This window comes from Actinomycetospora lutea, from assembly GCF_028737205.1.
Classification (GTDB): Bacteria; Actinomycetota; Actinomycetes; order Mycobacteriales; family Pseudonocardiaceae; genus Actinomycetospora; species Actinomycetospora lutea.
On record NZ_JAQZAL010000040.1, the window covers coordinates 10,095 to 36,375 of the forward strand.

At 73.7% G+C, this 26,281-nt stretch carries 20 protein-coding genes; 2 read left to right on the forward strand and 18 right to left on the reverse strand.

The features are described from left to right. Nucleotides 1-445 precede the first annotated feature (445 nt). The 17 genes from PHK61_RS28750 to PHK61_RS28830 all read right to left on the reverse strand — a co-directional run bounded on the left by PHK61_RS28750 (nucleotide 446) and on the right by PHK61_RS28830 (nucleotide 23,407). On the reverse strand, nucleotides 446-2,917 hold the full coding sequence (locus tag PHK61_RS28750; RefSeq protein WP_274284461.1) for a DUF6519 domain-containing protein: 2,472 nt from the start codon (nucleotides 2,915-2,917) through the stop codon (nucleotides 446-448). Further along, the gene (locus PHK61_RS28755) at nucleotides 2,914-5,304 is read right to left on the reverse strand and encodes a hypothetical protein (protein WP_274284462.1); all 2,391 of its coding nucleotides are present in this window, start codon (nucleotides 5,302-5,304) and stop codon (nucleotides 2,914-2,916) included. The genes PHK61_RS28750 and PHK61_RS28755 overlap by 4 nt, the downstream gene beginning before the upstream one ends. Further along, the gene (locus tag PHK61_RS28760; RefSeq protein ID WP_274284463.1) at nucleotides 5,301-7,856 is read right to left on the reverse strand and encodes a baseplate J/gp47 family protein; all 2,556 of its coding nucleotides are present in this window, start codon (nucleotides 7,854-7,856) and stop codon (nucleotides 5,301-5,303) included. Before PHK61_RS28760 ends, PHK61_RS28755 begins: the two co-directional genes overlap by 4 nt. Then, nucleotides 7,853-10,375: a baseplate J/gp47 family protein gene (locus PHK61_RS28765; protein ID WP_274284464.1), complete on the reverse strand. Its 2,523-nt coding sequence runs from the start codon at nucleotides 10,373-10,375 to the stop codon at nucleotides 7,853-7,855. The genes PHK61_RS28760 and PHK61_RS28765 overlap by 4 nt, the downstream gene beginning before the upstream one ends. A gap of 29 nt (nucleotides 10,376-10,404) precedes the next feature. Beyond that, on the reverse strand, nucleotides 10,405-10,776 hold the full coding sequence (locus PHK61_RS28770; protein ID WP_274284465.1) for a GPW/gp25 family protein: 372 nt from the start codon (nucleotides 10,774-10,776) through the stop codon (nucleotides 10,405-10,407). A 328-nt stretch (nucleotides 10,777-11,104) separates the two neighbouring features. Further along, entirely contained in the window at nucleotides 11,105-11,620 is a 516-nt protein-coding gene (locus PHK61_RS28775; protein WP_274284466.1) for a phage baseplate assembly protein V, read from the reverse strand. Further along, nucleotides 11,617-12,732, reverse strand: a complete 1,116-nt coding sequence (locus PHK61_RS28780) for a hypothetical protein (RefSeq protein WP_274284467.1) — start codon at nucleotides 12,730-12,732, stop codon at nucleotides 11,617-11,619. The genes PHK61_RS28775 and PHK61_RS28780 overlap by 4 nt, the downstream gene beginning before the upstream one ends. Next, complete coding sequence (locus PHK61_RS28785; RefSeq protein ID WP_274284468.1) at nucleotides 12,719-13,039, reverse strand: hypothetical protein; 321 nt, start codon at nucleotides 13,037-13,039, stop codon at nucleotides 12,719-12,721. The genes PHK61_RS28780 and PHK61_RS28785 overlap by 14 nt, the downstream gene beginning before the upstream one ends. Continuing rightward, nucleotides 13,036-13,692 (reverse strand): hypothetical protein, encoded by a 657-nt coding sequence (locus tag PHK61_RS28790; protein ID WP_274284469.1) that lies wholly within the window; start codon nucleotides 13,690-13,692, stop codon nucleotides 13,036-13,038. The genes PHK61_RS28785 and PHK61_RS28790 overlap by 4 nt, the downstream gene beginning before the upstream one ends. A 5-nt stretch (nucleotides 13,693-13,697) precedes the next feature. Then, on the reverse strand, nucleotides 13,698-17,006 hold the full coding sequence (locus PHK61_RS28795) for an eCIS core domain-containing protein (protein WP_274284470.1): 3,309 nt from the start codon (nucleotides 17,004-17,006) through the stop codon (nucleotides 13,698-13,700). Continuing rightward, a complete protein-coding gene (locus PHK61_RS28800) occupies nucleotides 17,003-17,218 on the reverse strand; it encodes a hypothetical protein (protein ID WP_274284471.1) in 216 nt (71 codons plus the stop codon). The genes PHK61_RS28795 and PHK61_RS28800 overlap by 4 nt, the downstream gene beginning before the upstream one ends. Further along, nucleotides 17,215-19,128 (reverse strand): ATP-binding protein, encoded by a 1,914-nt coding sequence (locus tag PHK61_RS28805; protein ID WP_274284472.1) that lies wholly within the window; start codon nucleotides 19,126-19,128, stop codon nucleotides 17,215-17,217. Before PHK61_RS28805 ends, PHK61_RS28800 begins: the two co-directional genes overlap by 4 nt. Further along, complete coding sequence (locus PHK61_RS28810) at nucleotides 19,125-19,853, reverse strand: Pvc16 family protein (protein WP_274284473.1); 729 nt, start codon at nucleotides 19,851-19,853, stop codon at nucleotides 19,125-19,127. The genes PHK61_RS28805 and PHK61_RS28810 overlap by 4 nt, the downstream gene beginning before the upstream one ends. Beyond that, nucleotides 19,850-20,716 carry a hypothetical protein gene (locus PHK61_RS28815; protein WP_274284474.1) on the reverse strand — a complete coding sequence of 289 codons (867 nt, stop codon included), beginning with the start codon at nucleotides 20,714-20,716 and terminating at the stop codon, nucleotides 19,850-19,852. Before PHK61_RS28815 ends, PHK61_RS28810 begins: the two co-directional genes overlap by 4 nt. Then, a complete protein-coding gene (locus PHK61_RS28820) occupies nucleotides 20,713-21,381 on the reverse strand; it encodes a hypothetical protein (RefSeq protein WP_274284475.1) in 669 nt (222 codons plus the stop codon). The genes PHK61_RS28815 and PHK61_RS28820 overlap by 4 nt, the downstream gene beginning before the upstream one ends. A 79-nt stretch (nucleotides 21,382-21,460) precedes the next feature. After that, on the reverse strand, nucleotides 21,461-21,982 hold the full coding sequence (locus PHK61_RS28825) for a phage tail protein (RefSeq protein ID WP_274284476.1): 522 nt from the start codon (nucleotides 21,980-21,982) through the stop codon (nucleotides 21,461-21,463). Between the two features lie 15 nt (nucleotides 21,983-21,997). Next, nucleotides 21,998-23,407 (reverse strand): phage tail sheath family protein, encoded by a 1,410-nt coding sequence (locus PHK61_RS28830; RefSeq protein WP_274284477.1) that lies wholly within the window; start codon nucleotides 23,405-23,407, stop codon nucleotides 21,998-22,000. A gap of 52 nt (nucleotides 23,408-23,459) precedes the next feature. Between PHK61_RS28830 and PHK61_RS28835 the strand changes: the two genes are divergently transcribed. Both PHK61_RS28835 and PHK61_RS28840 read left to right on the forward strand, forming a co-directional pair. Beyond that, nucleotides 23,460-23,858 carry a hypothetical protein gene (locus tag PHK61_RS28835; RefSeq protein ID WP_274284478.1) on the forward strand — a complete coding sequence of 133 codons (399 nt, stop codon included), beginning with the start codon at nucleotides 23,460-23,462 and terminating at the stop codon, nucleotides 23,856-23,858. Nucleotides 23,859-24,478: 620 nt separating this feature from the next. After that, entirely contained in the window at nucleotides 24,479-25,936 is a 1,458-nt protein-coding gene (locus PHK61_RS28840) for a S8 family serine peptidase (RefSeq protein ID WP_274284479.1), read from the forward strand. 10 nt (nucleotides 25,937-25,946) lie between these two features. Here PHK61_RS28840 and PHK61_RS28845 read toward each other — a convergent pair whose 3' ends face one another. Then, nucleotides 25,947-26,273 (reverse strand): hypothetical protein, encoded by a 327-nt coding sequence (locus PHK61_RS28845; protein ID WP_274284480.1) that lies wholly within the window; start codon nucleotides 26,271-26,273, stop codon nucleotides 25,947-25,949. Nucleotides 26,274-26,281: the final 8 nt, after the last annotated feature.

The window sequence follows — 26,281 nt, forward strand, 5'->3', positions numbered from 1 at the left end:
TGCGGCCTGCTACTCTGGGCAAGAATATGGGTCGGGCGGACAGCATATTCGCGGGCAGCGGCGAGTGTATCTGCGCTGGGTAGTCCACCTGCTACGTCGCGTATGCCCACTATCGCCCCGTCCTCCTGCCTCGGGAGTTCGGTCGCCGCTGTCGCCACTCATGATCTGCTTGTGATTGCTCCGGGTTCTCGCGGTCCTGCACTACGCGGATGTTGTTCCGAGCCAAGTCCTTCGCGTCGGACCCGCACGCGCCGAGGAGGCCTGCGCGGATCTTCGAGTCACGGAGCCTGGTACGACCCGCGACACCTGCACTCTCTACCTCCACCGCAGGCCATCCGAGTGCGAGAATCTCCAACCCGCCGCTACCGCCAGGCCGACCCCTACCGCACCTGTCCGCGGAACCGGGAAGGTCAGGACACCTTGACAAACCCATCCTGCATGGGAGTCAGCCGATGGCGAGGTAGAAGTACACGTCGAGGTCGCCTGCGCGCTGTGGGTCCCGCTCCTCCACCGACAGGGGACGCGCCGCCAGGCCTTCGCGCGCGGTGCCGAGGTACTCGGCGTTGAGATAGACCGGCCTGCCGCCCGGTCCTGTCGACCACACGTGCACCGCGCGCACCCGCAGTCGGCACAGCAGTCGCGCCGGTCCCTCGATCTGCCAATCCAGCTTCTCCGTCAGCACGGGGTCGAGCACCTTGTAGCCGCCCAGGTGGAACCGCAGGGTCGCGAGGAACTGCCGCGCCTGCTTGCCGGGGACCCACCGCAGCCCGTGCTCGATGGTCGCTCCGGTGTCCTTCGTCACCACCTCCACGGAGCCGTCGAGGCGCACCCGGGTGAACCCGAATGTGGCGGTGATGCCGGGCCGTTCCTCGCTTCGCGAGGCCTCGGCCCAGTAGCGGCGCTCGGGGTCGGTGGTCGGGTAAGGCAGGTCCATCTCGACGTCGACGACCTGGTCGAATTCCCGATAGGGCGGTGTGATCACCGGGCCGGATACACCGATCTCGATCCCGTCGACGAACGCGTCGGCCCGGACCTCCCGGCCGGTGCGGATGAGGTCCTCCTCCAGCAGATCGGTGATCGTCTGGCGGCGGATCAGCCGGATCGCGGTGATCTGCAGGGTCGGCGGCTCGGGCTCCAGGTTGCGGCAGAGCTCGTCGAGGGCCTCCTGGACGGTGCCGGCGTTCGCGAGGACCTCGCAGGCGCCCGGCTGGTAGCTCGTGCGCGCGGCGGTGCGGAAGGACGCGGTGAACAGGATCGGCGGCCCGTCGTCGACGCCGAGGTCGTCCAGCAGCTGCGCGCGGACCCGGTGCACGCGGTCGGCACGGGTCGCGTCGATCGACCACGCGACCGCGCACAGCCCGCCGGCGCCGGTGGTGAGCTCCAGGCCGGCGGAATCGACGGTCTGCCCGTCGAGCAGGCCGTCCGGATCGCCTTCCGGCACGCTCCACCGGACGGTCGCGCCCACCACGGGCGCCCGGCCGCGCATGACCGCCACTGTCGGCGGGGTCGGTAGCGGCAGCAACTCGTCCGGCGGGGTCGCCGCGATCTCCTGGCCGTCGCCGCCGCGGTAGAGCAGGACGCGGTCGGTCAGGGTGGCCGACGGGACCCGGCAGTCCTCGGCGGTCAGGGTGCCGTCGGTGTCGGTGACGACGGCCAGGCTCGCGTAGCGGACCTCGGGGCCGTGCGGGGTCTCGACGGCGCCGACCGGCCAGTCGATGCTGCCGTCGGCGCGGGCGGTGAAGGTCCAGTGGTCCCCCCGACGCAGAATCGTCCCGGTCGTTCCGGCGCCCGCACCCAGCCGCACGGCCAGTCCGTCGCCGAGGTCGATGCGCCCGGACATGGTGGCGTCGCCGCTGGTCGACGCCGTGGCCACGCCCGCGCCGTCGGGGAAGGCGTCCCACAGCCGCAGGTACCAGCCGGGCAGTGTCAGCGTGCCCAGCAGCGCGGCCGCGGCAGCGGGGAGGACGACCTCGGTGTCCGACGCCGAGAGCACCCGGAACAGGCGCTCGCCCGCGGCGGCCGCGCGCGGATCGACGTCGTCGTGGACGGACACGACCTCGGCGTAGCTCCCGGGGGCGAACCAGTTCAGGGGATCCAGCACGGGCGGGGTCACCGTCACCGTCGTTCCTTCGACCTTCGTGACCGCCGCCATGACCGACGCGTTGCGCCGCGACATCTTCACCCGGAGACCGTCCAGGCCGAACCGTGGTCCGTCGGCCTCGGGGAGGTCGGGGCGCGGCATGCCGCCGTGCACCTCGATCCGGTAGAGGAGGTTCTCGGCGCGCGAGTACCCGCCGGCCGGAGCGAGCGAGCACGGGTCGGACGCCGGTGGCGCCGTGTCGGGGACGACCGTCAGGGTCCCGTTGGACGGGGCGACCAAACCTGCCCAATCCGGGTCGTCGGGCACGTCCCCGCAGCCCGGCGGAGTGGCACCGTCGCCCGCCAGGGCGAACGGGAACACCTGCCAGTCCAGCAGGGCCCGCCCCGACGCCTGCGCGTCACCGAGGGCGGGATCGGCCCACGCCGGCTCCTCCACCGGGTCGACGTGGCGCACCAGCGCCTTCACCACCAGCGCGGCCGGGTAGGCCACCGTGTCGGTGCGCGGATGCGGCTGCGTCGGCAGGGTCGTGTCGGCGGGGTTGTCGAGCAGCCACCCGTCGAGGTAGCCGTGCCCGGGCCCGATGCCCCCGTTCGTCGGATCGATCGCGAAGCCCGGAGATCCAGCCGGCACGACGAACCGGTCCGGGAGGCCCAACACGTCGGATGTCTCGGTCTCGACGCGGTCCAGGACGTGGCGGGCCTGCTCGTCCAGGTCTGCGTCCAGCAGCACCTGACCCTGCCGGGCCACCACCGAACGTGGCTCCCGTGCATCCTTCGGCCGGACCTTCTGGCGCGTCGCGTCGTTGCGGACGGTCACGGCACATCCCTCCGGGTGGCGACGGCGCCGGACCGGGTGTCGTCGATGACCCCGGCCTCGAGCGCGACGGGTAGATAGTCGTCGAACAGCGAGACGAGGTTCGCGGTGGCGACCCCGAAGGCCGCCCGGGCGAAGGCGCCCATCTCGGCGTCCGCCTCGCCTCCTGACCGGATCGCGTCGGGACAGAGCGCGTGCAGCATCGCGTGGGTGGGCTCGTCGACGGCCACGTCCATGAGCACCGGCTGCACCGACAGCGTGGTGGCGACCCGCTCGTCGGAGGTGAGCGGCGCGCCCTTCGCCTCGCGGGCCTCCTCGAGGGCGAGCGCGGGCTGGGTGCGGTGTTCGCGAGGGGTGCGCGAGTCGGGCGGCACGAACGAGTACCGCACGCAGCCGCTCTGCCGTCGGGTCACGGTCGTGGACTCGGTGAAGATCACGTTCGTCGCCTCGAGCGAGCGCATCGACGAGGGCCCGAGGACCGTGACGTTGCACAGGCCGACGTCGAGGTCAGGTGCCGTGAGTGCCTCGCCGGGAGCGCTGTCGCCGTCCAGCACGCTGTCGCGCACGTCGAGGCGGCCCGTCGCGGTGCCGCCGGTGCCCAGCCGGATCGGCCCGCACACCGACGAGTCGACGGTGACGGCCACGTCGGAGAGCGCCCCGGTGGCACCGAGGGCGACGTGGCCAGGGTGGCGCACCGTGACGTGGCGCAGATCCACCGCGTGCGCCGACTCCACCGCCAGTTCCAGCCCGGCCGTCAGCTCCAGCCCGTCGAGCACCAGTCGACCGGCCCGTCCGCCCGGCGCCCCGGCGACCACCTGCAGCGGCGCGGCGACGGTGAACCGGCGCTCGCGGCGCAGGACGAACCCGCGCAGGGACGCATCGGCGGGCGCACCGGGCACCGGCCGCGGCTCCCACCACTGGGCCGCGACGAGGTGGACCTCCGAGTCGGCATGCAGCGTCACCACGAACGGCTGGCCGCCGGTCCGCTCCTCGAGGTCGCAGCGGATGAGTAGCACGAGACTGCGCCGGCCGCTGCCCTGCGACGCGACCTCGGCGAGCGCATCGGCGAGGGTCGGCACCACCCGGCTCCGTCCGGGCACACCGCCCGCGGGTCGGGTCGGGTCGACGAGCCAGACGAGGTCGGCGCTCGCCCCCGAATCGCGGATCTCGAACGGCACCTCCGGGTCGCTGCGGTCCTGCGCCCCGGCGCCGATCGCCCGGCCGCGGCCCGACGCCCAGGCCACGCGCACCTCGTCGACGTCACTGGCGTCGGGTGCGGGCTCGGCGACCACCACGCGTCCGGTCACCGGGTCCACCGCGCACGCGACGGGACCAGCGGGCGGACGGGCGAGCGGCGCGTCGACCAGGTTCGCGATCCGCACCCGAGCCGGCGGTACTCGCTCGAAGTCGGTCGCGCCCGTACGTCGCAGGTAGACGGTGAACGGGGCCCCCTGCTCGTCGAACCACGGCCGGTCGGGCAACCGAGCCGACCGGTCCGCGGCCTCCGCGCGACGCAGTTCCTCGGTCTCACGGTGCAGCGGGAGGCGCCGCAGCCGCTCCGGTAGGTCGCGGTCCTGTACACGGCCGCCGGCGGCGTCCGCCCGCCGGTCGGGGGTGAACAGCCGCAGCGGCGCGCCCGGCTGCGCGGCGAGCTGGTGGTGGCCGGGCAGGGCCTGGCCGCCGACGACCCACGCCCGCGCCTGCGGCACGCCCGCCAGGTGCGCCGGATCGAGCGACCGAGGCGCGGGGAAGGACGTCACCCGCGGCCGCAGCAGGTGCACACCCAGCGCAGTGACGGCGTGGCGGCCGGCGGGCAGGTCGCGATGCAGACGGGTGACCGGGCGCACGTCCAGCAGGCGAGGCAGCACGTCGAACGCGCTGCCCGCACGGGCCGTCGTGGTGCCGTCGACGAGGTGCGCGGTGCCGGGTCGTTCGGGGCGGACGTCGAGCAGGTGCTGACAACGGGCCAGCCGCTGGAAGTACTCAACAGCGACCGCGCCCAACCCCGTGACGTCCGCGGCAAGCTGCTCGACCACCCGAGCCGTGCCCTTGCCGCGTCGGTAGCGGACGGTGTTGGCGACGTAGGCGCGCTGGTCCAACGCCGAGCCGGGCGGACCGGGGCGCACTGGGGTGGCCGCCACCAACGCCGCGATCGCCTCGAGCGCGGCCGGGCCCGCCGTCTCGACGAACAGGGCGTCGTAGAACGCGTCGGTCTCGGCGTCGATCTCCGCGCTGGGCAGGGCGAGCACCCCACACAGCGCATGGAGCGCCCCGCCCGCCACCGTCTGGTCGACATGGCGGACGTGTTCGGGCAGCAGCGCGTAGAGCGCGTCGGCGACGTCCTGGACGCGGGCCTCGGGCGGGTCCGCGTTCGCGGCTGGTCCGGTCATGTCGGGAACTCCTGGAACTCCACGTCCGCGGAGCGCACGGACAGCAGCGCCGCCGGCGCGACGCCGGTGGCGGTGAGCGACGGGCCGGGGCAGGGCAGTCGGCCCTCGGCGTCCTCGACGACCCCCGCCGCGGAGAACCCGGTGAGCCGGGCGGCGACGACACCGGGCACCCGCTGCACCGAGGCGAGCACCTGGGAGCGGTGCACGGCCGTGGCGAAGGGCCGCGCGGCCGGACCAAGATCGAACTCCAAGGCCTCGCGGACGGCTTGCTCGACATCGGCGCGCCGCAGCGCCGGGTCGGTGGCGAGCGCGACCCTCAGCGCCATCGCCAGGTCGGTGAATCCCGTGACCACCACGTGTGTGCCTGGCGCAGCCGCGGCGAGCAGCGCGGCCGGGAGGCCGGTGAGCAGGTCGGAACCAGGGTCGGGCGTGGTGAGGGTGGTGGTCGCGACCGTGACGACGATGACGCGGCGCATCCCCGACCGCAGCTCCACCGCGGCGGCCTTCCCGACCCCGCGGTATCCCTGGGCGAAGGCCTCGAAGTCGGCGACGGCGACCGCCCGGTCCAACGTCCGGATGGCCTTCGGCGCAGCACCGCGGATCGCGTCGGTGGTCTCGGCGTCGCTGCCGCCCTCGGTGGGGACCGGGTTGACGACGGATCGCACGCCGAGCACCGGGGTGAGGATCTGGTTGAGCCGTCCGGGCCCGAGGAGGCCCGCCGCGCCGCCCCCGGTGCGGTAGCGGGCCGTCACCGTCCCGGCGCCGGTCGGCAGCCGCCCCCCGAACTGGACCTCGGAGCGGCCGTCGCCGAGGGTGCGGACGCGGTAGCGGTGGCTGTCCGGGCCCTCCCCGTACAGGCTGTCGGCGAGCTCGTAGGCGCGCCCGGCGACGCGGACGTCGAGCGCCGGCGCGTACCCCTTCGGCCCGGGCGCCGGGACGTTCGTGAGGGGAGTGCGCGGCAGAGGGTACCGCGGCAGCGCCGCCGCTGCGTCCGCGGACCCGAGAGTCTCGTAGCCGGGCGCCGACCCGGGCGCGACGACGATCGCGGAGGGCGACTCGCCGTGCGAGGCGGACACCGAGTTGCCCAGAATGGTCAGTCGCGAGGCCGGCCAGCGTCGCGCGATGGGGGCGTCGAAGACCAGAGTGGTGTGCCCGTCCCGTGCGGTCGCCGTGACCACCCTCGCCGTCTCCGTCGTGACGGCGTGGACGTGCGGCTCGGGGTCGTGCGGGTCGGCATCGGTGAGCACGACGCGCCGCCCCACCGGCAGCGTGACGTCACCCTCCACGACGATCCGGTCGGGCTCGGCCTCGGTCGGCAGCTGCGGGTCGTCCCGTGGCACGACGAGGGAGAGCCGGGCCGTCTCCAGCGCTATCGAGGTCTCTCGGACGAGCAGGTTGTAGGCGGTGAACGCCTCGTCGTCGATCTCGTCGAACGTCACGAGGGTGCAGGTCAACGAGAGGCCGAAGGCCGCGCGGGCGACGTCGGCCGCGCTGCCGATTCGCGCGATCAGCGGGTCGTGCTCGGGCGCACGGAGCACCGCGACCCGGCCGGGTGCGGCCTCCGGGTGCACGGCGCCAAGGTGCACCGAGACCGGAGGGGTGGGGTCCGCGTCCAGCACGAAGTCCCTCCATTGCGTGGGTTGTCGGCGTAATGCCCGGGGTCTCTGAGCGTCGCGGACCTCCTGCGGCATGAACGCCAGGTCGGGAGCGGTGGCGCCGAAGGGCTGGGCACGCCCGCCGAGCAGGATGACGGTGCCCTCGCCGGCCGGGTCCGTCCGATCACCGTCCGCGACCACGCGGACCTGCCCGGCCAGGTCGAGCACCGTCGTCTGCGGCTCGCCGCGCGGACCAGCCGGCGTGACGGTGACCGCGACGACCCGCGCCAGCACCCAGGCGACGCCCGCGTCCTGCCGGGCGGACCAGACGAGCACGAGGTCACCGCTGCGTGCTGGGGTGCTCACCTCCGCGACCGTGACCCGTGCGGTGGTCGTCGTGATCTGCTGCGGTGCTGGCCGACGCAGCGGCCGGGCCGCGCTCCAGGCGCCCCGCACCTCGATCTCGTCGTCGGTCTCGAACGTCTGCGGCTGCTCGTCCGGCTCCACCGGCACCGACGCGACCTTCGTGCCCCGCGGGACGGTGCCGGTCGCCGGGGCACCGGGCGGGTCGAGGGTGAACGACACCACGGTCGTCGCGGAGATCGCGGGACGGGGCTCGTGACCGAGCAGGGCCGTGAGCGCGACCAGAGCGGACCGGTCCTGCGTCGCGGGCAGCGTGCCGTCGAGCCAGAGCCGGTTCAGCGTCCAGGCCAGGACGTGGGCTGTACCGGCGGCCGCGGACAGCACCGCGATCGCGGGGTCGTCCTCGGCGCGGGTGCCCAGGCCGGCCAACGCCCGCTGGCCGGAGGCCGTGGCGCCGGCGATCCGGTCGAGCATCCGGTCGAGCAGGGCGGAGTGCCGGAACCGCTCCGGGTCGCCCGGGCCCGTCGCGGGGACGGTCTCGGCGTAGCCGCAGGAATGCCTTCCGGGGCAGCGGCAGGGCGAGTCGTCGTTCATCGGCCGCCCCTCATCGTGATCCGCAGTCGGCCGCGCTCGGGGAAGTCGGGGTCGTCGGCCAGTTCCAGCACCTCGGTCGCCGGCGGACGAATGACGCCGCGCGCCAGTTCGTCCTGCGCGGTCCGCCCGAAGCGCTGGAAAACGGTCGGGGTGACGCTCTGCACCCCCGACACCGCCATCACGGTGCCGACCAGGGCGGACAGATACAGCGGTGTCCCGAACCCGAACCGGTCGGGGTGGAAGAACCCGGGCTTCCCGGCAACCCCGAACGGCGTGAGGGCCTCCCGCACGCGTCGACCGATGGTGCCGCGTACCTGGTCGGGTGCCGCGCACACGGTGAGCGCGACGTCCAGCGGCAGGGCCCGCGCGGCCCGCACGGCCACGTCGAACCCCGCGAGCCGGAAGCGCTCCATGTGTGCGAGCAGCCCGGCGCGGAACGCGTCGTCGAGAGGCGCGCCCCCGAGCCGGTCGATGAGCACGAGGACCGTCTGCCACGAGCCCGTCCAGCGGGGCAGCGCTTTGGCGTTGGCGACGCCGGGGTAGCGCAGCGCCGCCGCCGCGTAGTCGGCGGCCGTGACGGCGCGGTCCTGCACCCGGAAGGCCTGCGGTGCCGCCACGCGCACGGCGGCGACGCTCTCCGGTTCGGCGCCGCCCCGGGCGGCGAGGGGGTTGGTGGCCCGCTCCACGGTCGGGGCCGCGCCGGCCGCCGCGTCGGAGAGTACGAGGTGGCCGAGGGTGCCCGGGCCGACGTCGCCGACGACCCCGACGCCGAACAGCCCGCGGACCCCGATGCTCTCGCCGACGCTCGGGGCCAAGCCGTGGACGCCGTCACCGAACCGCAGCGTGGTCGCGCCCGTGGCGTCCGACTCGACGACGACGTCGCGGGAGAACGGACCGCTCGCGAGCAGGTCGCTCCGGGCGGTCCAGTCGGCGAACGCGTCCACCAGCCGCAGATCGGGCGTACACGCCTCCGGGTCGACGGTGAGCAGCGCCACCGCGGGCTGCCGCGGGAGCGTCGTCAGGTCGTGCGCCGCCACCCGCGCGGGTCGGGCCAGCGCCCCGGTCGCCGGGCCCCGGAGCAACCGGGGCCGCCAGGCCCGCCCGGGCTGCGGCGCGGGCGGGTCGAGCCCGGGGGTCAGTGCCGCGATCTCCGTGTCGGGCAGTCCCAGGTGGTCCGGCGGAGGCAACGCGGAGCCGTGCTGGGCGAGCAGCACGTTGCCGAACGCGGTCGCGCACACCACCCGACGCGGCGGTCCGGCTGTCTGCGCCACCTCCGACGACACGGTCAGCTCGAACGGGAGCGCGTCGGCGGCGTCCCAGGTGACGTCGACGACCGCGTCGGTCGACAACACGTCGGTGACCGGACGGACGCCGGTCAGCCGCACGACGTGTCGGCAGGTGGGGTCGGCGTCGGCTTCCTCGCCGGTCTGCGGCGACCGGATCTCGGCCAGCACGAGCAGGTCGCCGGGCGCGAGTGGCCCGCCGTCCGCCGACCGGTCGACGAGGGTGGCGGCTGTGGCGCCGCGCGGGAGCGCGCACTGCTCGTCCGACCAGGTGTGCAGGTCGATGCGCGACCGCCACGGCCAGAGCCGCTGCTCGGTGAGGGTGGTGAACGTGAGCGGCTCCGTCGGGAGGAGAGCCGCGTAGGTGGTGGCGGTCACGACCGTCGGGAGCCCGGGGGTCCGGGCGAGCACCGGCGTCGCCGCCGGGACGACCAGGCTGCCCGCGAGCAGCTCCACCGCGACGACACAGCGAGCGCTCGCGCCGTCCCCCGGCCGGTAGTCGACGAGCCGGGCGTGCCGCGTCACCGACGTCCGGCTCCGCGCGGTGTCGAGGAACGCCTCGGTGCCCACCCAGTCGAGCCGGTAGGACTGCTGGTCCGCGCGATACGCGAGCGCCTCCACCAGAGTCGTCGTCAGGTCCACGGGGTCGTCGGAACGGAAGCCCGGGACGAGCACGGTGAGCCGGTCGAGCATGAGCCGGCGGAACCCGTCCCACTCACGGACGCGGTAGTCGAAGGTCGGCTCCGGTCGCGGGTCCTCCGGCAGGGCACGGCAGTCGGGCGCACAGTCGTCGTCGGTGGGGCAGTCGACGGTGAACGACAGGTCGACGGCCGCCGACCGCGGGTCGATCCCCGGCGGGGGGTCGTCCGAAGCCGCCCCGGAGACGAGCGCGAGCCGGTACGTCGAGAAGTCGGTGGGCTGCCCGCCGGGCACCCGGACCCGGTAGGTCGAGACCCGGTCGCCGCCGGGCACCTCCTCGACGTCGGGGTCCACGCTGGGCGCCGGATGGCGCACCCCGCCCGTGATCCGGACGTTGGCTCCGCGGAGCGCGGCGCGTGGAAGCGCGAGCGGGTTCACCAGCACGACGTCGATCTCCGTCGGGTCGCCGACGGTCGCGCCCACCCGCACCTCGACGTAGTCGATGCCCGACCAGTCCGCGATCCCGTCAGGGCCGCGGAGCTCGGCGAGCGCAGCACGGCGACGCTCGTCGCAGCAGACGTAGCGGACTCCCGGCACCACATCACCCCGGGGGTGCCCTGCGCCGGTCACGTCAGGTCCTGCCGCACCCGGACCTCGCCGACCATCCTGGTGGCGCGGATCTCGTAGACGATCACGACCTCCAGGGCCGCGTCCGCGTCGAGCCCGGTGACGGTGAGGTCGATCAGCGTGAGGACGTCGCCGAGCCACTGGCCGATCGCCGCCGACAGCGCTGAATCCAGCGCCACCGCCGTGGCTCCGCCGAGCGGCCCGAACACCCGCTGTCGCACCGGGCTGCCGAGGTCGCGGCGCATGACCCGCTCGCCGGGCACCGTGAACACCAGCAGTTCGAGCATCTGGCGCACGTGCGCGTCGCTGCCGTAGGCCACCACGTCGGAGCGGCCCAGCGCGCTCGGCCGGAAGGGGAACGCGAGCCTCATGACGCGACCACCCGTGTCTGGCTCGAGGACACCATGGGCGGCCCGGCAGGGATCTGGTCAGCCGAGGACACGATCGCCGAGGCGGGGTTGACGAGCAGTGGCTGTCCCATCGACGTGACGCGAGTGGCCCCGGCCGTCCACCGCGTCGAGACGCACGGCTGCGGCTTCGTGCCCACCGTGAACGGACAGCCCGCCACCACGCCCTGGTCGCTCAGCACAGCAGCAGGTGCACCGGACACGAGCACCCGCGGCGCCGCCGGGATGATCGTCAGCGGGGCACCGTGTGGGCAGATGCACGTGGCGCCTGCGTGCAGGACGGGGCCGGGCATCAGTTCACGACCAGGGCGCCGTTGTTGATGACCACCGACGAGCCCACCATCGCGATCGACGCCCCCTGCCCGTTCAGGATGGTGACGCCAGCCGTGCCGATGATGATCGACGCACCCGTCGGCGTGCGGACCTGCACCTGCGTCGCGGGCAGGTCGGACAACGTCACCGTCACGCCCGTGGTGGTCTGCAGGTGGATGTTCGGCGTGGCGGGTGTCGCGCCCGCGAGGGCCGCGACGGGGAAACCACCCTCGTCGGGCCAGAACCCACCGGTCCAGATCGGGTGATCGGGCTCGCCCGCCTCGAACTCCACCCACACCATGCTGCCCACTTGGGGCAACGCCACCATCGCGGCCGTCCCGCGAGCGGCGAACGGCAGCGCCGGCAGCGCCCACGTGGAGGGGAACATGCCGTACCGATCGGCGAGCTGCACCATGATCCGGCCCTGGAGCATCGGGTCGGTGTTGTTGAGCACGGTGGCGCGGTACTTGCCGTAGTAGCGCGGCGCCGACGTCATGGGAGCACCTCCGGGACGGTGGACACGAGGCCGTCACGCGCCAGCTGGAACGCCTGCTTCCAGCTGCCGCGCCCGAGCGTGTGGGTGATGGAGCGGACGAACCACACGCCGTCGTGCGCGGGCCCCGCGCCACGCACGCCCACGAGCGAGCGCGCCGACAACGGGGTGCCGTACCGGGTGAGGTCCATCGTCCCGCTGGCCGTGACCGGGTCCGTGGAGGTCCGCGCGGCGAACAGCGCCGACAGCACCTCGGGCATGGTGAGCGCCTCGGTGCCCAGCAGCTTCGTGTTCGTCGGGACCAGGGGGCGCGCGGCCAGCGGCGGCCCGAGCCCGACTGGGGGCAGCGGAACCGGCACCGAGAACCCGGCGATCTTGACGTGACCGAACGGAAGCACGGATGCGTTGCCGTCGGCGGCGAACGTGACGGTGTCGGCGGTGGCGGCGCTCCCGAGGTCGATGGAGATCGCCGGCTGGGACGGCCCGACCCGGACCTGCGGACCCCAGTAGGCGACGTTGGCACCTGGCAGCGGACCGGGACGGATGTAGAACTCATAGCCGGCGTCCTTCGCGAGCTGGGTGGCGTAGGCGAAGTCGGTCCCGGTCTGCTGGGCGATCTTCGCGATGGGTGACTCGACGCCCTGGAACGGGGCCGGGACCGTCGCCGGCACCACGCCCAGCGGGGCGTACTTGGCCATCATGAGCGCCACGCGCGCGAACGCGGGCATCCCGGGGAAGGGGAACCCGGTGAGGTCGACGGCGTCCATGTAGCCGGAGACGTCCTCGCCGGTCAGGACGAGGCGGTTCTCGCCGGGCCGACCGGTGGCGGTGACGTCCTGACGCTTGATGGGGCCGTCGGCGAGCACCGTGGGCACGCCGCGTAGCACCGCCACCAGCACCACCCGGACCATGGGGTCGAAGAAGCCGGTCGGCAGCAGCGTCTGCCCGATCGTCGACGTGCGCGAGTAGGTCAGGCTCAGCTGGAACCCCGACCGACTCCCGACGGCCTGGGTCACGGTGGCGCCGTCGATCGCGGCGACGACATCGGCAGGGGCGGGGCGCACCGCGACCGGGCCCATGAGCACGGTCAGGCCCACGGAGCTAAGCGGGGCCATTGGTCGCGACCTCCAGCGGCAACGGGACCATGACGAGCCGGCCGGGCTCGCCGGTCAGTGCGGCGGGGTCGGCCTCGCCGCTCGCGTCGACGATGCGCCACCACAGGTAGGGGTCTCCGTAGCTCTCGGCGGCCAGTGCGTCGAGCCGCACGACGCCGTCGAGGTGGCGGTACTCCAGGGGCACGTGCCGCTCCGTCGCCGGCAGAACCCGGCGGGAGAGGTGGGTCACGGCGGTGCCGTCCGGCAGGGTGCTCGTGACTGTCGGGACGTGGTGGTAGCGGCTGTTCGGCGGGAACTCGTCGCTCATGGGGCACCCGCCAGCCCCACCGCGCCCACGGCCGGCCCGCGACGGGCGGCCAGCGCCTCACGCCGCCGCGCCGCCGACAGGAACAGCCCGGCGCCCTTCGACGCGAACGGGAGGTCGTCGACGGTGAGCGCGCGCATCCCCAGCGACACCCGCGCCAGGATCGGGTTCAGACGCGGGTCGAACGCCTCCTCGGTGAGGGAGAACTCGGTGATCCGCACCGGGATCGTCCGGTTCGCGCCCAGCACCAGCACCAGCAGCGGGGACGGCAGCGGCAGGACCTCCAGCGTGCCGCGCCTGGCCAACGCGTCGGCCGCGACCAGGTCCGCGACCCGCGGGGCGATCATCGTCTCCAACTCGGCGAGGTCGGCCGCGACGCCGTCGGCGACCGTCGACGGGTTCTGGTCGGGGTGTTCCAGCCGGTCGGTGGCGTCCAGCGTGACCTCGATCTTCAGCGTCTCCACCGGCGGCCCCACCAGCCGGAGCGCCTCGACCCGGTCGCCGGTCGCCGGCGCGGCGCCGCGGGGGGCGAGCGTGCGCGAGAGCGACTCGGGGTTGTACTGGAAGGGGATCGTCCGCACGACCGCGCGCCCGTCGGCGTCCATGACGACGAACCCGCCGTGCAGGACCCGGGGTGCCCCGGGGAAGGTGGTCACGCCGCTCAGCCCTCCTTCTCCTCGCCGCGCCCGAGCATCTCCTTGATCACGGCGAGCGGGTCGACCGACCTGGGCTCGACCGCGATGTCGGAGACGCTCGGCCAGGTGATCTGTCCCTTGGCGTAGCCGACCTCGCCCAGCTTCAGCGTGATCGTCGGACCGAGCTGGGCCGAGACCGAGCCGGCCCGGTAGGTCCAGGTGTGCGACACCAGGCCCCAGAAGCCGTACAGCGTCGCCTTCAGATCGACGTCGACGGTGGCGTTCAGCTGTCCGCTCACGGTGGCCTCGGTGCTGAACGCGAACCCGTCCTCCTCGTCGTAGGAGGCGTCGAGGGCGAGCCGCCCCTCACCGGTGAGGCGCAGCCGCGGGCTGATGTCAATGCCGCCCTTCGCGCCGGCCGCTCCCAGCGCCACCTCCAGACCGATGTACGCACCGAAGGTGCCGTACAGCTCCGCGTAGGCCGGCACCACCAGCGCGCCCGTGAGGTTCGCCTTGATCTGCGGGTCGTCCTCGAGCGGGAACAGCTCGCCGGCGAACACGACGGCGGTGAGCACGATCGGGCCGACGCCGTAGCCGACCCCGAGCGAGCCCCGGATCTCCGCGAAGGCCGTCAGCCCCGGCACCGGGGTCGGGACGTCGAACTTTAGCCCGACACCGGAGATGATCGGGATCCGGCCGCCCTCCGGTGAGGGCCAGCGCCTCGTCAGCGGCACGTCGCCGATGCTCACCTGGCCGCTGATCTTGACACGGTGGTCCTTGGTGAGCTCCACCCCCAGCACCGGTCGGATGTCCCTGGTCACCTGGAAGGCGATCGTGCCCTTGCCCCAGTAGCGGCCGTCGTCGTCGAAGGTGAGGGTGAGCGTTCCGTCGGCGCGAGGGGTCTTGACGGCGACCGCGGCCGTCCCGGAGAAGCGCCCCTCCTCCTCGTCCTCCTTGCGGGAGTAGCCCACGTGCATGGACGCGTCGAGGTTCTTCCACCGGATCGCGGCGTCGCCCTCCAACCACATGCCCCGGTCGTTGAACCGGCCGCCGAGGCGCACCTGCTCCACGAACGGCAGCGGCTTGCTCACCGTCGCCGAGCCCGAGTAGCTGAGGCCCTGGGCATCCCAGCGAGCGCCCAGGTGCAGCGCAGTGCTGCGGATCGACGTGTCGATCCCGCCCGAGGCGTAGGGCTCGAAGCGGCCGCCGGCGGTGCGGAAGCCCAGCTCGACGTTCGCGGTGGAGCGCGGGATCGACGAGGCGGCCGCCGTGATCGCCCCCGACCATCCGATGTCCGGTCTCCACCGGACCGATCCCGCAGCCGCGTCGATCCCGGGGAGCTTGCGTGCCGGACGCAGCGTGCCGGTGGCCAGGAGCGTGCCCTGGGCCAGCTCCACGCGGAGATCGCCGACGAGCGCCGGCGCCGCCGCGGGGCCGACGCTGAACGTCAGCGTCCCGCTCGGGAGCAGCTCGGGCGAGAGCTGCAACCCCAGCTCGCCGCCGGTGAACCGGAACACGCCCGGCAGGGGCGACACCAGCTTGGTCGCAGGGATCGGCGCCACCAGCCGCAGGTCCTCGTTGGTCAGCTCCACCTTGAGTGTCCCGAGGAACGGCACCGATGACCGGATGGTGCCCACGGCCTTCAGCTGGCCCTGGTCGTCGAGCGTCATCGAGGTGAACGTGCCAGGGCTCAGGTACGGGTAGAAGAACGCGATCGCGGCGTTCTTGGCCTTGTCCAGCCTGAGCCTGCGGCTCTCGCCGGGCGGCGCCGCGGTCGGGTCGGGGGCGGCACCCGCAGGGGGTGCCACAGGGGCGACCGGCGTGCCCGCGGTCGCCGGCGCCAGCTCGGCATCGAGCTTCACCCCCGCCCCCGCACCCGCCTGCTTCACCGCGCGACTGTCCAGCTCGCCGTCGACCTTGTCGGCCGGGCTGCTCGCGCCGCCCTTGCCGCGGTGGTACTGCGTCAGGCGCATGCCGGGCACGATCCGGCGGGACATCGCGGCGAGCGGGGTGACGCCGGTGTCCTGCAGCGCCACCGTCTCGCCGACCCCGCCGGCCCGCAGGTCCACCGCCTTGCCCGCACTCTTCGCGGCGACCGCGGCTGAGCCGACGACGTGCTTCGCGCGGAGGTGGCGCTCGACCACGAAGCTGGGGTCCGGCGTGCCGGGCGGCACCGTGACCGCCGCGACACGCAGCTGGAGCCTGCGCACCCCCGGACCGCGGTGGGCCGGGTCGCGGATCCCGCCGACGATCCCGGCGAGCGCCTCGTAGGTCTTCTTCCCCGACGTACGGTTCTTGTCCTTGACCAGCAGCTGCAGGTTGGACGGTACCGACGTGCCGCCGATCTGCTTCTCCACGATGTGGTCGACATCGCAGCCCGCGTCGGTCAGGCCCGACGCCAACCCGGTGACGACCTTCGCCACGCCGGGATCGGCGAGGCTCGCCTTCACGTCGGCATTCGTCGCCGCGGCCTTGGTGAACGCGTCGGCGACCTCCGCCGTCGTGGTGAACCCGAACTTGCCGAGCCACACCGACTTGTAGTCCTCCCCGCCCTCCTTGTAGGCGGCCACGCTCGAACCGGTGATGACGGGCGTGAACACCAACCGCCCCCCGGAGGCCGCTTCCTGGTAGGCGTCGTTCACCCACGACCCGGCGCCTTTCTCGACGGGCAGCGCGAACGTCGGCAGGCGCACGACCAGCTGGGTCGTGCCCAGACCGGGCGGGTCGTCGACGACGACCTCCAGTCCGGGCGGGAGCCGCACGGCCGTGGCCGGGGCCGGCACACCAGCCGTCGTGCTCGCCGCCGGGGCCCCGGGGGTCGTGGTCACCGACGTGGCGGTGGTCGGCGCCGCCGTGGCCGGTTCCGTGGTCGCCGCGTCCGGGCCGGGCGCCACCGACGGCACCGCCGGGACCGCGGGTGGCGGCGGGGCGTCCACCGAGGCACGGTGAGTTCGCGGGGTGCCGGCACGGTGAACCACACGCGGGCGGCCACCGGCGGCGACGTCGCGCACAGCGTTGTCGGCCTCGGTCTCGGCGTGCGCGTCGTCGGGGGCGCCGCCCTGCAGGACGTGCGCCACCTCGTGGACGAGCAACCCGCGCCCGTCCGGGGTGTGGGGGCGGTACTGCCCCTGCGCGAACGTCACGGTGTCGCCGACGGCGAACGCGCGCGCGCGCTCGTACTGCGCCGCCGTGTCCGCGGCCGGCCCGTCGTGCACCCGGACGTGGCCGAGGCCCACGCCGAACGCGTGTTCCATCTCTGTGCGGACGCCGGTGGTCATCGGGGTGCCGCGCCGTGCCGGCCCCGGTGACCGCGCCGCCTGCGCGAGCCGTCTCATGCCCGCCACCCCCGCGCCGCCTCCTCGGCACGGGCAAGCAGCACGAGGCGTTCGGCGACCCGGTCGGCGTGGGAACGGTCGGCCGGCGTCGGCTCGCGGGACCACGCGCGCTCGATCGCCGCGGGCAGGGCCTCGGCCAACCGGCGCGCCTCGAGCGCGGATGCGGCGGTGATCCGCAGAGTGTCGATGCGGACGTGCACCGGGGGCGTCACGACGTCGACCCGACGGCGTCGGTGGTCCAGGTGAGCCGCGGGACGGGCAGGTCCTGCTTGCGCAGCTCGTGGGCGAGCTCCATCTCGATCATCGCGGGGGTGACCGCGACGCCCGCCTCCGCCGCGAGGAACGCCGCCCCGAGCGCCACGTTGCGAATGGACCCGCCGGACAGCGGGAGGTCGGCGAGCGCGCCTCGATCCGGCACGTCGACCGGGACCGCCGGTGGGAACGCGGCGGCCCACAGGCGCCGACGCTCGTCGCGCGCGGGCAGCGGGAAGTCAACGACGAACCGGAACCGGCGCAGGAACGCCGCGTCGATCGCGTGTCGCAGGTTCGTGGTGACCACCGTGAACCCGGAGAACTCCTCGATCCGCTGCAGGAGGTCACCGACCTCGGCGTTGATGTGCCGGTCCACCGCGTTGCCGACCCCGCCGCGGGCGCCCCAGACCGCGTCGCCCTCGTTCCACACCATCACCGCGCCGGAGCGCTCGGCCTCCGCGAAGCAGGCGGCGATGTTCTTCGACGTCTCCCCGACCCACTTGGAGATCAGCAGGCTCAGGTCGATCGTCATGACGCGCAGGTCGAGCGAGTCGGCCAACACCTCCGCCGCCATCGTCTTGCCCGTCCCGGAAGGGCCGGCGAAGAGCGCCGCCACACCTCGCCCCCGACGGCTGGGGAAACCCCAGTCGTCGAACACGCGCGCGGCGTGGCGGACGTGCACCTCGATGCGGTGCAGGGCGGCCGCGGTCGATGGGGGCAGCACGAGGTCGGCCCAGCGATGAGCGGGCTCGGCGATCCGCACGCCGGCCAGTGGGACCGGGGTGCCCGCGCGGGCGGCGGCGTGCCACAGCACGGCCGTGGCCGCGTGCTCGCCTCGGGCCGCATCGATGCCCGGGGCCGCGGCGGTGACGGCGGCGTCGAGGGCGGCGGGATCGAGCCGGAACTGCGCGGCGACCCGGGTCAGGCCGGCGCCGATCCGCCCGGTCCGGTCCGGTCCCAGCGCGGCGGCCCAGCGGCGCCGCGCTGTGTCGAGGTCGTCCTCGACCCGCGACAGCCCGTGCACGCCGCGGGCCACCCCGTCGGGCGCCCGCTCGGCCACGAGGAGCACGTGGCCGACCACCCGGTCGAGGAAAGCGCTCAGCGCCGCGACCGACGGAGGCGTGCCGTGCACGATCAGGGCTGCCCCATCCAGGCCGGCCTCGCGGCTCCAGACGACGGCGAGCCGCTCCCGCTCCACGGGGTCGTCGGGCAGGGTGCCCGCATCCAGCTGCCAGGCGTCGAGGCCCAGCGCGTGGAGCGCCGCGCCCAGCTCCCCGACGGTCCCCCCGGGCGCCACGACCAGCGGCGGCGGTCCGAGCGGGCCGCGAGTCGCGAGCGCCCCACCGAGAGCCGCGACCAGCCGCGCCTCGGGCTGGGAATCCGGCACGCGGCCCATCCGGGCGCCGATCGCCGGCTCCGCGACGGCGTGCCCGAGCAGCCGATCGACGACCGCGGGGGCCAGTGTCAACCGTGTCTCGATCCGCGGCGCTGTACCGTCGGTGCGGACCAGCCCGAACCACGTCAACGGTCGGGTCGCGGCGAGCGCGCCCGCGTCCAGTCCCGGGACGGCCCGGCAGGCCAGCCACAGGGGCAGGCCGCCCCCGGGTACTCCCCCGGACGAGGCCGACGCCGTCGCGACCGCGCGGGCCACGGCCTCGGACGTCTCGGCCGCGAGCAGCAGCGTCACCAGCGCCTGGTCCGGTCGCGCCAGGCCGAACCCGTCCACCAGCCGCCGCGGCGGCGATTCCTCCTCGCTGTCGGCGAGCCACGACCACAGCGCGGCGAACGCGTCGGCGGGCGGCTCGTCGGCCGTGATACCGCCCAACGCGACCAGCGCCACTGCCTCGGCGACGGCGGGAAAGCCGATCACGGCACGCCGCCGATCGTGGCCCGGTGCGTGGGCATGGTCGGGTCGTGGTGGGCGTCCGGGCGCACCCCGACCACCACCCTGTCGACGTCCGGCCCCGCCGGGATTGTCTCCTCCACGTCGAGGATCACGGTTGTGACGAGGAAGTGCGCCGCAGGACGCATCGGCGACTGGAGGGCCGACCAGAGCTTGGTCGACAGGTCCACGTCCGCGGGGAGCTGGGTGACGGTGATCTGAGTGAGCTGCTGGTCCAGCGGTTCACCGGGCAGTGCGTCGAGCAGGCGCTGCGGAGGGTCGGGTGGCACCTGCGCGGTGAGGATGGAGGTGATCTTGGGGCGTGGCACGACGCCGAACCGGGTCAGGGCGACGATCCCGAGCCCGAGGAGCGCCTCGCGCTCCAGGTCCGCACCGGTGGCCGCCAGCACGTACTGGAGGTCGAGCGCGAGCGGGGAGCGGCCGGTGCGGGCGCCGTCCGGCCCGAGATGCGGCTCCCACGCGTTCCGCAACGCCGGGTTCGGCGAGACGCTGTGCAGGAACAGGTACAGGCCCGGCGGTTCCGGTTGCGTCTGGGCGCCGTTGCCGCCGGCGGGGGTGACGGCCGGGCGGGGCGGCGGCTCGACCGACACCGTCGGCGCCGTCAGGACCGTTCCGTAGGCGAGCCCGACCCGCTCCTGCACGATCCCGCGCAGCACGAACGTCGTCGCGGGGATGGCGAGGTGGGCGCTCATGCCGACGGCCCCGTCGACGTGCCGGACAGATACTCCGCGAGCGTCGGACCGGTCGGGGGCGGGGCGGGCGTCGGGATCGGCGCCGGGGGCGGGTCAGGGGCGAGCCGGACTTCGAGCCGACCGATCTCGATGACGACGGGGGCCGACCGAGCCGGCCCGGGCCGCGCCGGCCCCTGCCGGGCGGGTTCAGATCGGATCGGCGTAGGGACGACCGGCTCCGGTGGTATCGGCGCGGGCCCGGGCACCTGCGCAGGGGTCGGGAAGGCGTGCTCGGGAGCCGGCGGGCCGGACCACCGCGCCGGCGAGTCCTCCGGCGGGCGGACCGGGGTGAGGGCGGGGGCCGCGGCCGGGTCGGGCACGGGAGCGGGGTCGTCGGCGAGGCGCGGCGTCGGCGGCGAGAGGACGGTCGGCGCGGCCGCCGTCCGACGACGGGTCTCGGCGGGCGCGGTGGCGACCGGCGCCGGAGGCGTGACCGTCGTGACCGGAGCGTCCGCCGGTCCGTCGGTGGGGCACGGTGGTGCGGGGCGCGGCTCGTCGCGGACCACCGACGCGTCTTGGCGCGCCGGTGGGGTGTCCTCGGGCAGGGCCACGGCCGGGCGTAGCGGCTCAGGATGGGACGGTGCCACGCGCGAGACCTCCGTGAGGCTCGTGACCTCCTCGCCGTGCGTCACTGCGACCTGCGCCAGGCGCGGCACCACCCGATCCGGGTCGGGGTCGGGCGTGACGCCGGCGGGTCCGGCGTCGTCGGGTTCGAAGCGCGACCGCAGGCGGGGCCGGGCGTCGGCCCCCGGGGCCGTGCGCTCACCCGCCAACCCGGCGGCGCGGACCAGCGCGTCGAGGTAGCGCGTGGCGGGCCGGGTCACGACCCCACCGCCGCGAGGGGGAACGCCGATGGGTCGCCCCGTTGCTCGATCAGCTCGACATAGCGCCGGCGTCGCTGGGCGGGCAGCGCGAGGATGGCGTCTTCACTCCAGCCGTACGCGCGGGCGACGACGTCGACCTGGTGCACCAGCCCGTCGACGGTGCGGTCCAGTTCGTCTGCCACGAACTCGGCCACCGCGACGTCCGCCACCACGTCGGCCCTGCACTCGGCGCAGACGAGGTCGACCTGCACGGCCGCGGCCGGGTCGAGCTCCTCCCACGCCTCGGCGAGCCGGCCGATGTCGCCGTCGGCCAACTCGGGGGCCTCGTCGTCGAGGCAGGTGCGCGCTGCCAGCGAGGCCAGCCCCTCGGGGACGGACATCCCGCTGATGGCCGCGAGGTCGGAGAGCGTCGGCAACCGATAGCGCACGAGGGCAACACCGACCGCCAGCGCCACCTCGGCGTCCGTCGCCGGCTCCGGCACTGCGCAGATCGCCCCGATCGGCACCGCGAACTCGTTCTCGGTGCTACACCGCGCGCACGTGACCACGGCGTCCAGCGCCCGCCCGCCGATCTGCCCGTGCAGGCGCAACATCCGCTGGTGGTGCACACCCAGCGGAGACCGTCGCACGCCGTCGCCGTGGAGCGCGACGAGCAGAGCCGTCACGCGGGTCGACGCCGGGGCGCGGGACGGGGGCCACAGCCGCACGAGGTCCGCCGCACCGGGAGATCCGTTCATCGTCGGCTCAGGGCTCGGTGAACGTGGGCTCGGCCGGCTCCACGACGGCGTAGTCGCGCTCCCAGCCCTCGTTCTCAATCTTGATCTTGGCGATCGCCACGGCGTTGGCGTTCGCGTCGAGGTCGGGGAGCGCCTGGTACTCCGACACCCAGCAGCGGTACACCGCGTAGCTCTGCACCACCTGCCCGGCCTCGTTGAACAGGTCGACGACGATGTCCTTGCGGAAGTCCTTGAGCGACACCTCCCCGCCGAGCCCGGAGCCGAGGTTCCACACCTTGTTCGCCCACTGCTCGAAGTCGACGTCGTGGGTCACGCCCCGCTCCAGGGTGATCGCGTCGTACTCGGTGCGGCCCGGTGACTTGTAGGACGTGGACGGGTCGCCACCGGCGCGGTGCTTGACCACCTCGGTGGTCCTCTTGAACACCGACACCTTCGACACGCCCGCGACGGCGCGCCCGTCCCAGGTGACGCGGAACTTGAAGTTCTTGTACGGGTCCAGACGCCCAGCGTTGACCGAGAACTGCGCCATGGGTGCTCTCTCCTCTCAGGCCGCCGGCTGCACGATCTGGCGCAGCGTGATCACGACGAACTCGGCGGGCTTCAGCGGCGAGAAGCCGATCACGATGTTCACGACACCGAGATCGATGTCTGCTTGCGTGGTGGTGGACGCGTCACAGGCCACGAAGTACGCCTCGCGAGGCGATGTGCCCTTGAACGCCCCCTGCCGGTAGAGCCCCTGCATGAACGCCGTGCAGCTGACCCGCAGCTGCGTCCACAGGTCCGGTCCGTTGCCCTTGTGCACCGCCCACCGCAGTCCCTCCGAAAGCGACCGGAGGATGTAGCTGGCCGTGCGCCGCACCGGGATGTATTTCCATTCGCTGCCCACCGCGTCGGCCCCGTCAATCGTTCGGGAACCGAAGCCGACGGTCTGGTAGATCGGGAAACGGCGGATGGCGTTCAGCCCGATCGGGTTGAGCACGCCCTGCTCGCGATCCGACAACTCCACCGTCGGGCCGTAGACGCCGACGATCGTCGCGTCGGTGCCGGCCGGGGCCTGCCACACACCCACGCGGGCATCGGTGCGAGCGATCACGCCGGCGATCGCGCCGGACGGCGGATGGGAAAGGATCGAGCCGGGAGCCAGGGGGTTGTCGACGCGCAGGTTCGGGAACCACGCAGCGGCGTACGTCGAGGCGAACCCGATCGCGTTCTTCCACGCCTCGGCGGTCCCGACGTCCACCGCGTCGGGCGGCGGGTCGACGACGAGGAACGCGAACTTGTTCCCGCACACGCGCGCCGCCTCGGCGTAGACCCCGGACGGATTGTCGTGGTGGGGCGTGAGGGGGTCGGTCGCCTCCGGCCGGACGAGATCCGGCAGGCACAGCACGTTGAAGAACGGGTCGCGGTCGTCCAGCGCGGTGATGGCGGCCTTGAGGTCGCTCGTGTCGGGCTGGCCTGCGGCGTCGCCGCCGTTGCCGGCCTCCTGGTCGACGACCGCCGCACTCGCGTAGGCCGATCCGAGTTGGTAGCGCGACGGGTTGACGACGGCCTTGCTCGGGTCGATGCCGTAGGCCGTGAGGAACGAGTCGGCGCCGCTCGGGGCGGCGAGCGCCACGCTGGCGTCGTAGACCCGGGCCGTGCCGACGGGCCCGGCGGGCCGGGCGATCTGCAGGCGCAGCAGCAACGGGTTGCTCGAGTAGGTGACGCCCTCGACGTCGACCCCGCCGAGGGTGGCGTGCTTGGCCGGATCGGCGCGCAGTGCCGTGTTGATCGCCGTGACCAGCCGGGTCACCAGCTCCAGCGGCGACGCCGGCGTGGGCGATCCAGCCCGCACCACCGTGACGTCGCCGAGGTCGACGGCCGTGCCGACGGCACCAGCCGGGTCACGCGGCGTCACGGTCACGCGCACCATCTGGTCGGCGGAGGCCGTCCCCGCGGTCAGCGCGACGGGCACCTCGTACACCGAACCGGTGTTGGCCGGACCGTCCTTGTCGCGCGCCCGGACGGTGAGCGCCACGAGCTGGGAACCCGTTGCGGGCGCGTTGACCACCGCGTCGGCGGTGCGGACGTCGCCGGCGGAGGGTGTGAGGTCGGGGAAGCGCTCGACCCGCCCGGTGACGGTGTCGATCACGGTGAGCGTGAACCGCGCCTGGCCGACGACGTCGATCCGGTCGATCTCGATGAAGAGCCCGTTGCCGGACGACCCGGAGCTCAGCGCGGTCACCGTCACCGACGCGGCGTCGGCACCGATCTGCTTCAGCGACGCCTTCGCTGGCTTCGAGCCCTTCGCCGGGACCCGGACAACTTGCGCTTCCCCACCCCCGTTGGCGAAGAAGTGCAGGACCGAGTACGACAGCGAACTCTTTGCGTGGAGGCCGCCGAACTGCCGCTCGAAGTCGGCGTAGCTGAGACAGCGGGTGGCGCGGCCGTCGATGCCGGTCTTCGTCGGTCCGACGAACAGTGCGACCGATGTCGCCGCTCCAGTGATCGTCCGGACACCGGACGACAACTCCTGGGTGTACACACCCGGATACGTCAGCTGTAGCACGGAGAACGCCTTCCCTCACCCAGGAAGCACTCCGCACGCCCACGGAGGTTCAATATTATGTGGCGATGCCGATTATCGTCAGCATCGATGAGAGGCCGAGAGCCCAACCCGCGTCCTGAGAACGAAAGGGCCGAGACCTATGGTGGTCGCGAATCTCCGCTACTCGTACCGCCAACCGAGCGATTCGCCCGCCGACAGACAAAGGGTGACTAATCGTGCCGTCCGCGTGACTTGCAGTCACCGCGACTGTCGTGCGCAAGGATTCGCGCGTGCGCCGGTGTGCGCGATGCCATTCCCGGAGAGCAACACCCGAGGAATGGGGTGGGCGTGGATCGGCGAAGCGTGACCGGGAGGGCCGGGCGGGTGATGCACTCGTTCAGCGTCTACCTCGCACGGCCTGCGCAGCGCCAACCTCTGTGGACGATGCGCCGACCCGCAGGCCGAGGAACGGGAGGTGCAACGTCGAGGGGGTAGGCCATGACTGCGCCGATGACCAACATGACCGAGACGCTGAGCATCGAGATCATCATCGACAGCCCGACGGGATCGAGCGCGCCGACGTTGCTCTCCACCGCCGCGCGACCGCACAGTGACACCGTCGGGGACCTGCGGGCGGATCCCGGCCAGCTCGACCGGGCGGCGGCCGAGCTCGCCCGTCTCGGCTTCCGGATCCTCGCGACCTCGCGACTCTCCCTCTCGATCGAGGGGTCGCGGGGACTGTTCGCCGAGACGTTCGGGACGGAGATGACCGAGTACACGGTCCCGACCCCGGAGTCCGTCTTCACCCGGCCGTCGGCCATGTCGTTCGCCGCCCCGGCGGTCGGCGCTGCGGTCGAGCCGCCCCCGAGCCTGGCGGGCCTGGTCGCGGGGGCCTACGTCCAGCCCCCCTTCGTCTACCTGAGCACCGTGCTGCCGCCCCGCCCCATGAAGCACCACCTGGTCGTGCCCGGCGACGTGGCGGCCCTGACGAACGCCTCGACGGTGCACCGCGAGGGCACCACCGGCAACGGCGTGACCGTGGCGATGATCGACAGCGGCTTCTGGGTCGACCACCCCTACTACGTCGCCCACGGCTACACGATGTCGCGCATCCTCGGGCCGGGAGCGAGCGACCTGCACCGCGACGAGGTCGGGCACGGCACCGCCGAGGCGGCCAACATCCTCGCCGTCGCGCCCGACGTCACCTTCATCGGCGTCAAGTCCGGACCGAGCCTCGCGGCGGCGTTCAAGGAGACCGTCAAGCTCGGGCCGGACGTCATCTCGGTGAGTCTCGGCTTCGACCTGCGCGACCCGGGCACCGGGCTCCCGCTGTCCAGCCTCCCCAACCTCCACAAGGCGCTGGAGGCGGAGATCGCCCAGGCCGTCGCCGACGGGATCGTGGTGGTCTTCTCGGCCGGGAACGGCCACATCGCGTTCCCGGGGATGCACCCCGACGTCATCTCCGCCGGCGGGGTGTCCGTCGACGCGTCCTCCGACCTGCAGGCCTCGGACTACGCGAGCGCCTTCGTCAGCCGTATCTACCCGGGCCGCGCGTGTCCGGACGTCTGCGGGCTCGTGGGGATGAAGCCGCATGCCGACCTGATCCTGCTGCCGCTCGAACCCGGGTGCGACATCGACCGGGACACCGCGGCTCATGACGGCACCGTCGCCGACGACGGCTGGAGCGTGATCAGCGGGACCTCGGCCGCAGCCCCACAGTTGGCCGGGGTCGTCGCCCTGCTTCTGCAGAAGAACCCGGGCCTGAGCCCGGCGGAGGTGAAGACCGCGCTGCGCACCGCGGCCCGGGACGTCGTGAAGGGCAGCGCCAACGGGATCTCCAACCCGGTGCGGCAGAACGGCCGGCTCACGCACGTGGGGCTGCGGGCCGGTCAAGGTCGTGACAGCGCGACCGGCAGTGGCCTGGTCGACGCACTCGCCGCCTGGAAACAGGTGTGAGCGGCCAGCCTCACATCATCATCCGGGGTGGCTCGGCGATCTCCACCGCCTCCACCTCGTCGGTGAGGTCGGCCGGGACGTGCAGCGGGCGCGCCGCGCGGTACGCCGTCCGGGCACCCGCGGGCCCGAAGTCCTCGACACCGGGCGGCGGACCGGCGGGGTCGAGCGCGGTGTCGAACACCGCCTCGATCCGATCGGGCGGCGCCTGGACCGACACCGAGGAGCGCCCCACGGCGAGGACCTCCAGCCCGTGGTCGGCGAGCTTGCGGGCGACGTCGGCGCCGGCGGCCTCGGGCCTGAGCACCACCTGGGCCGGGACGACATCGGGCCGGCTCATCGCGACCC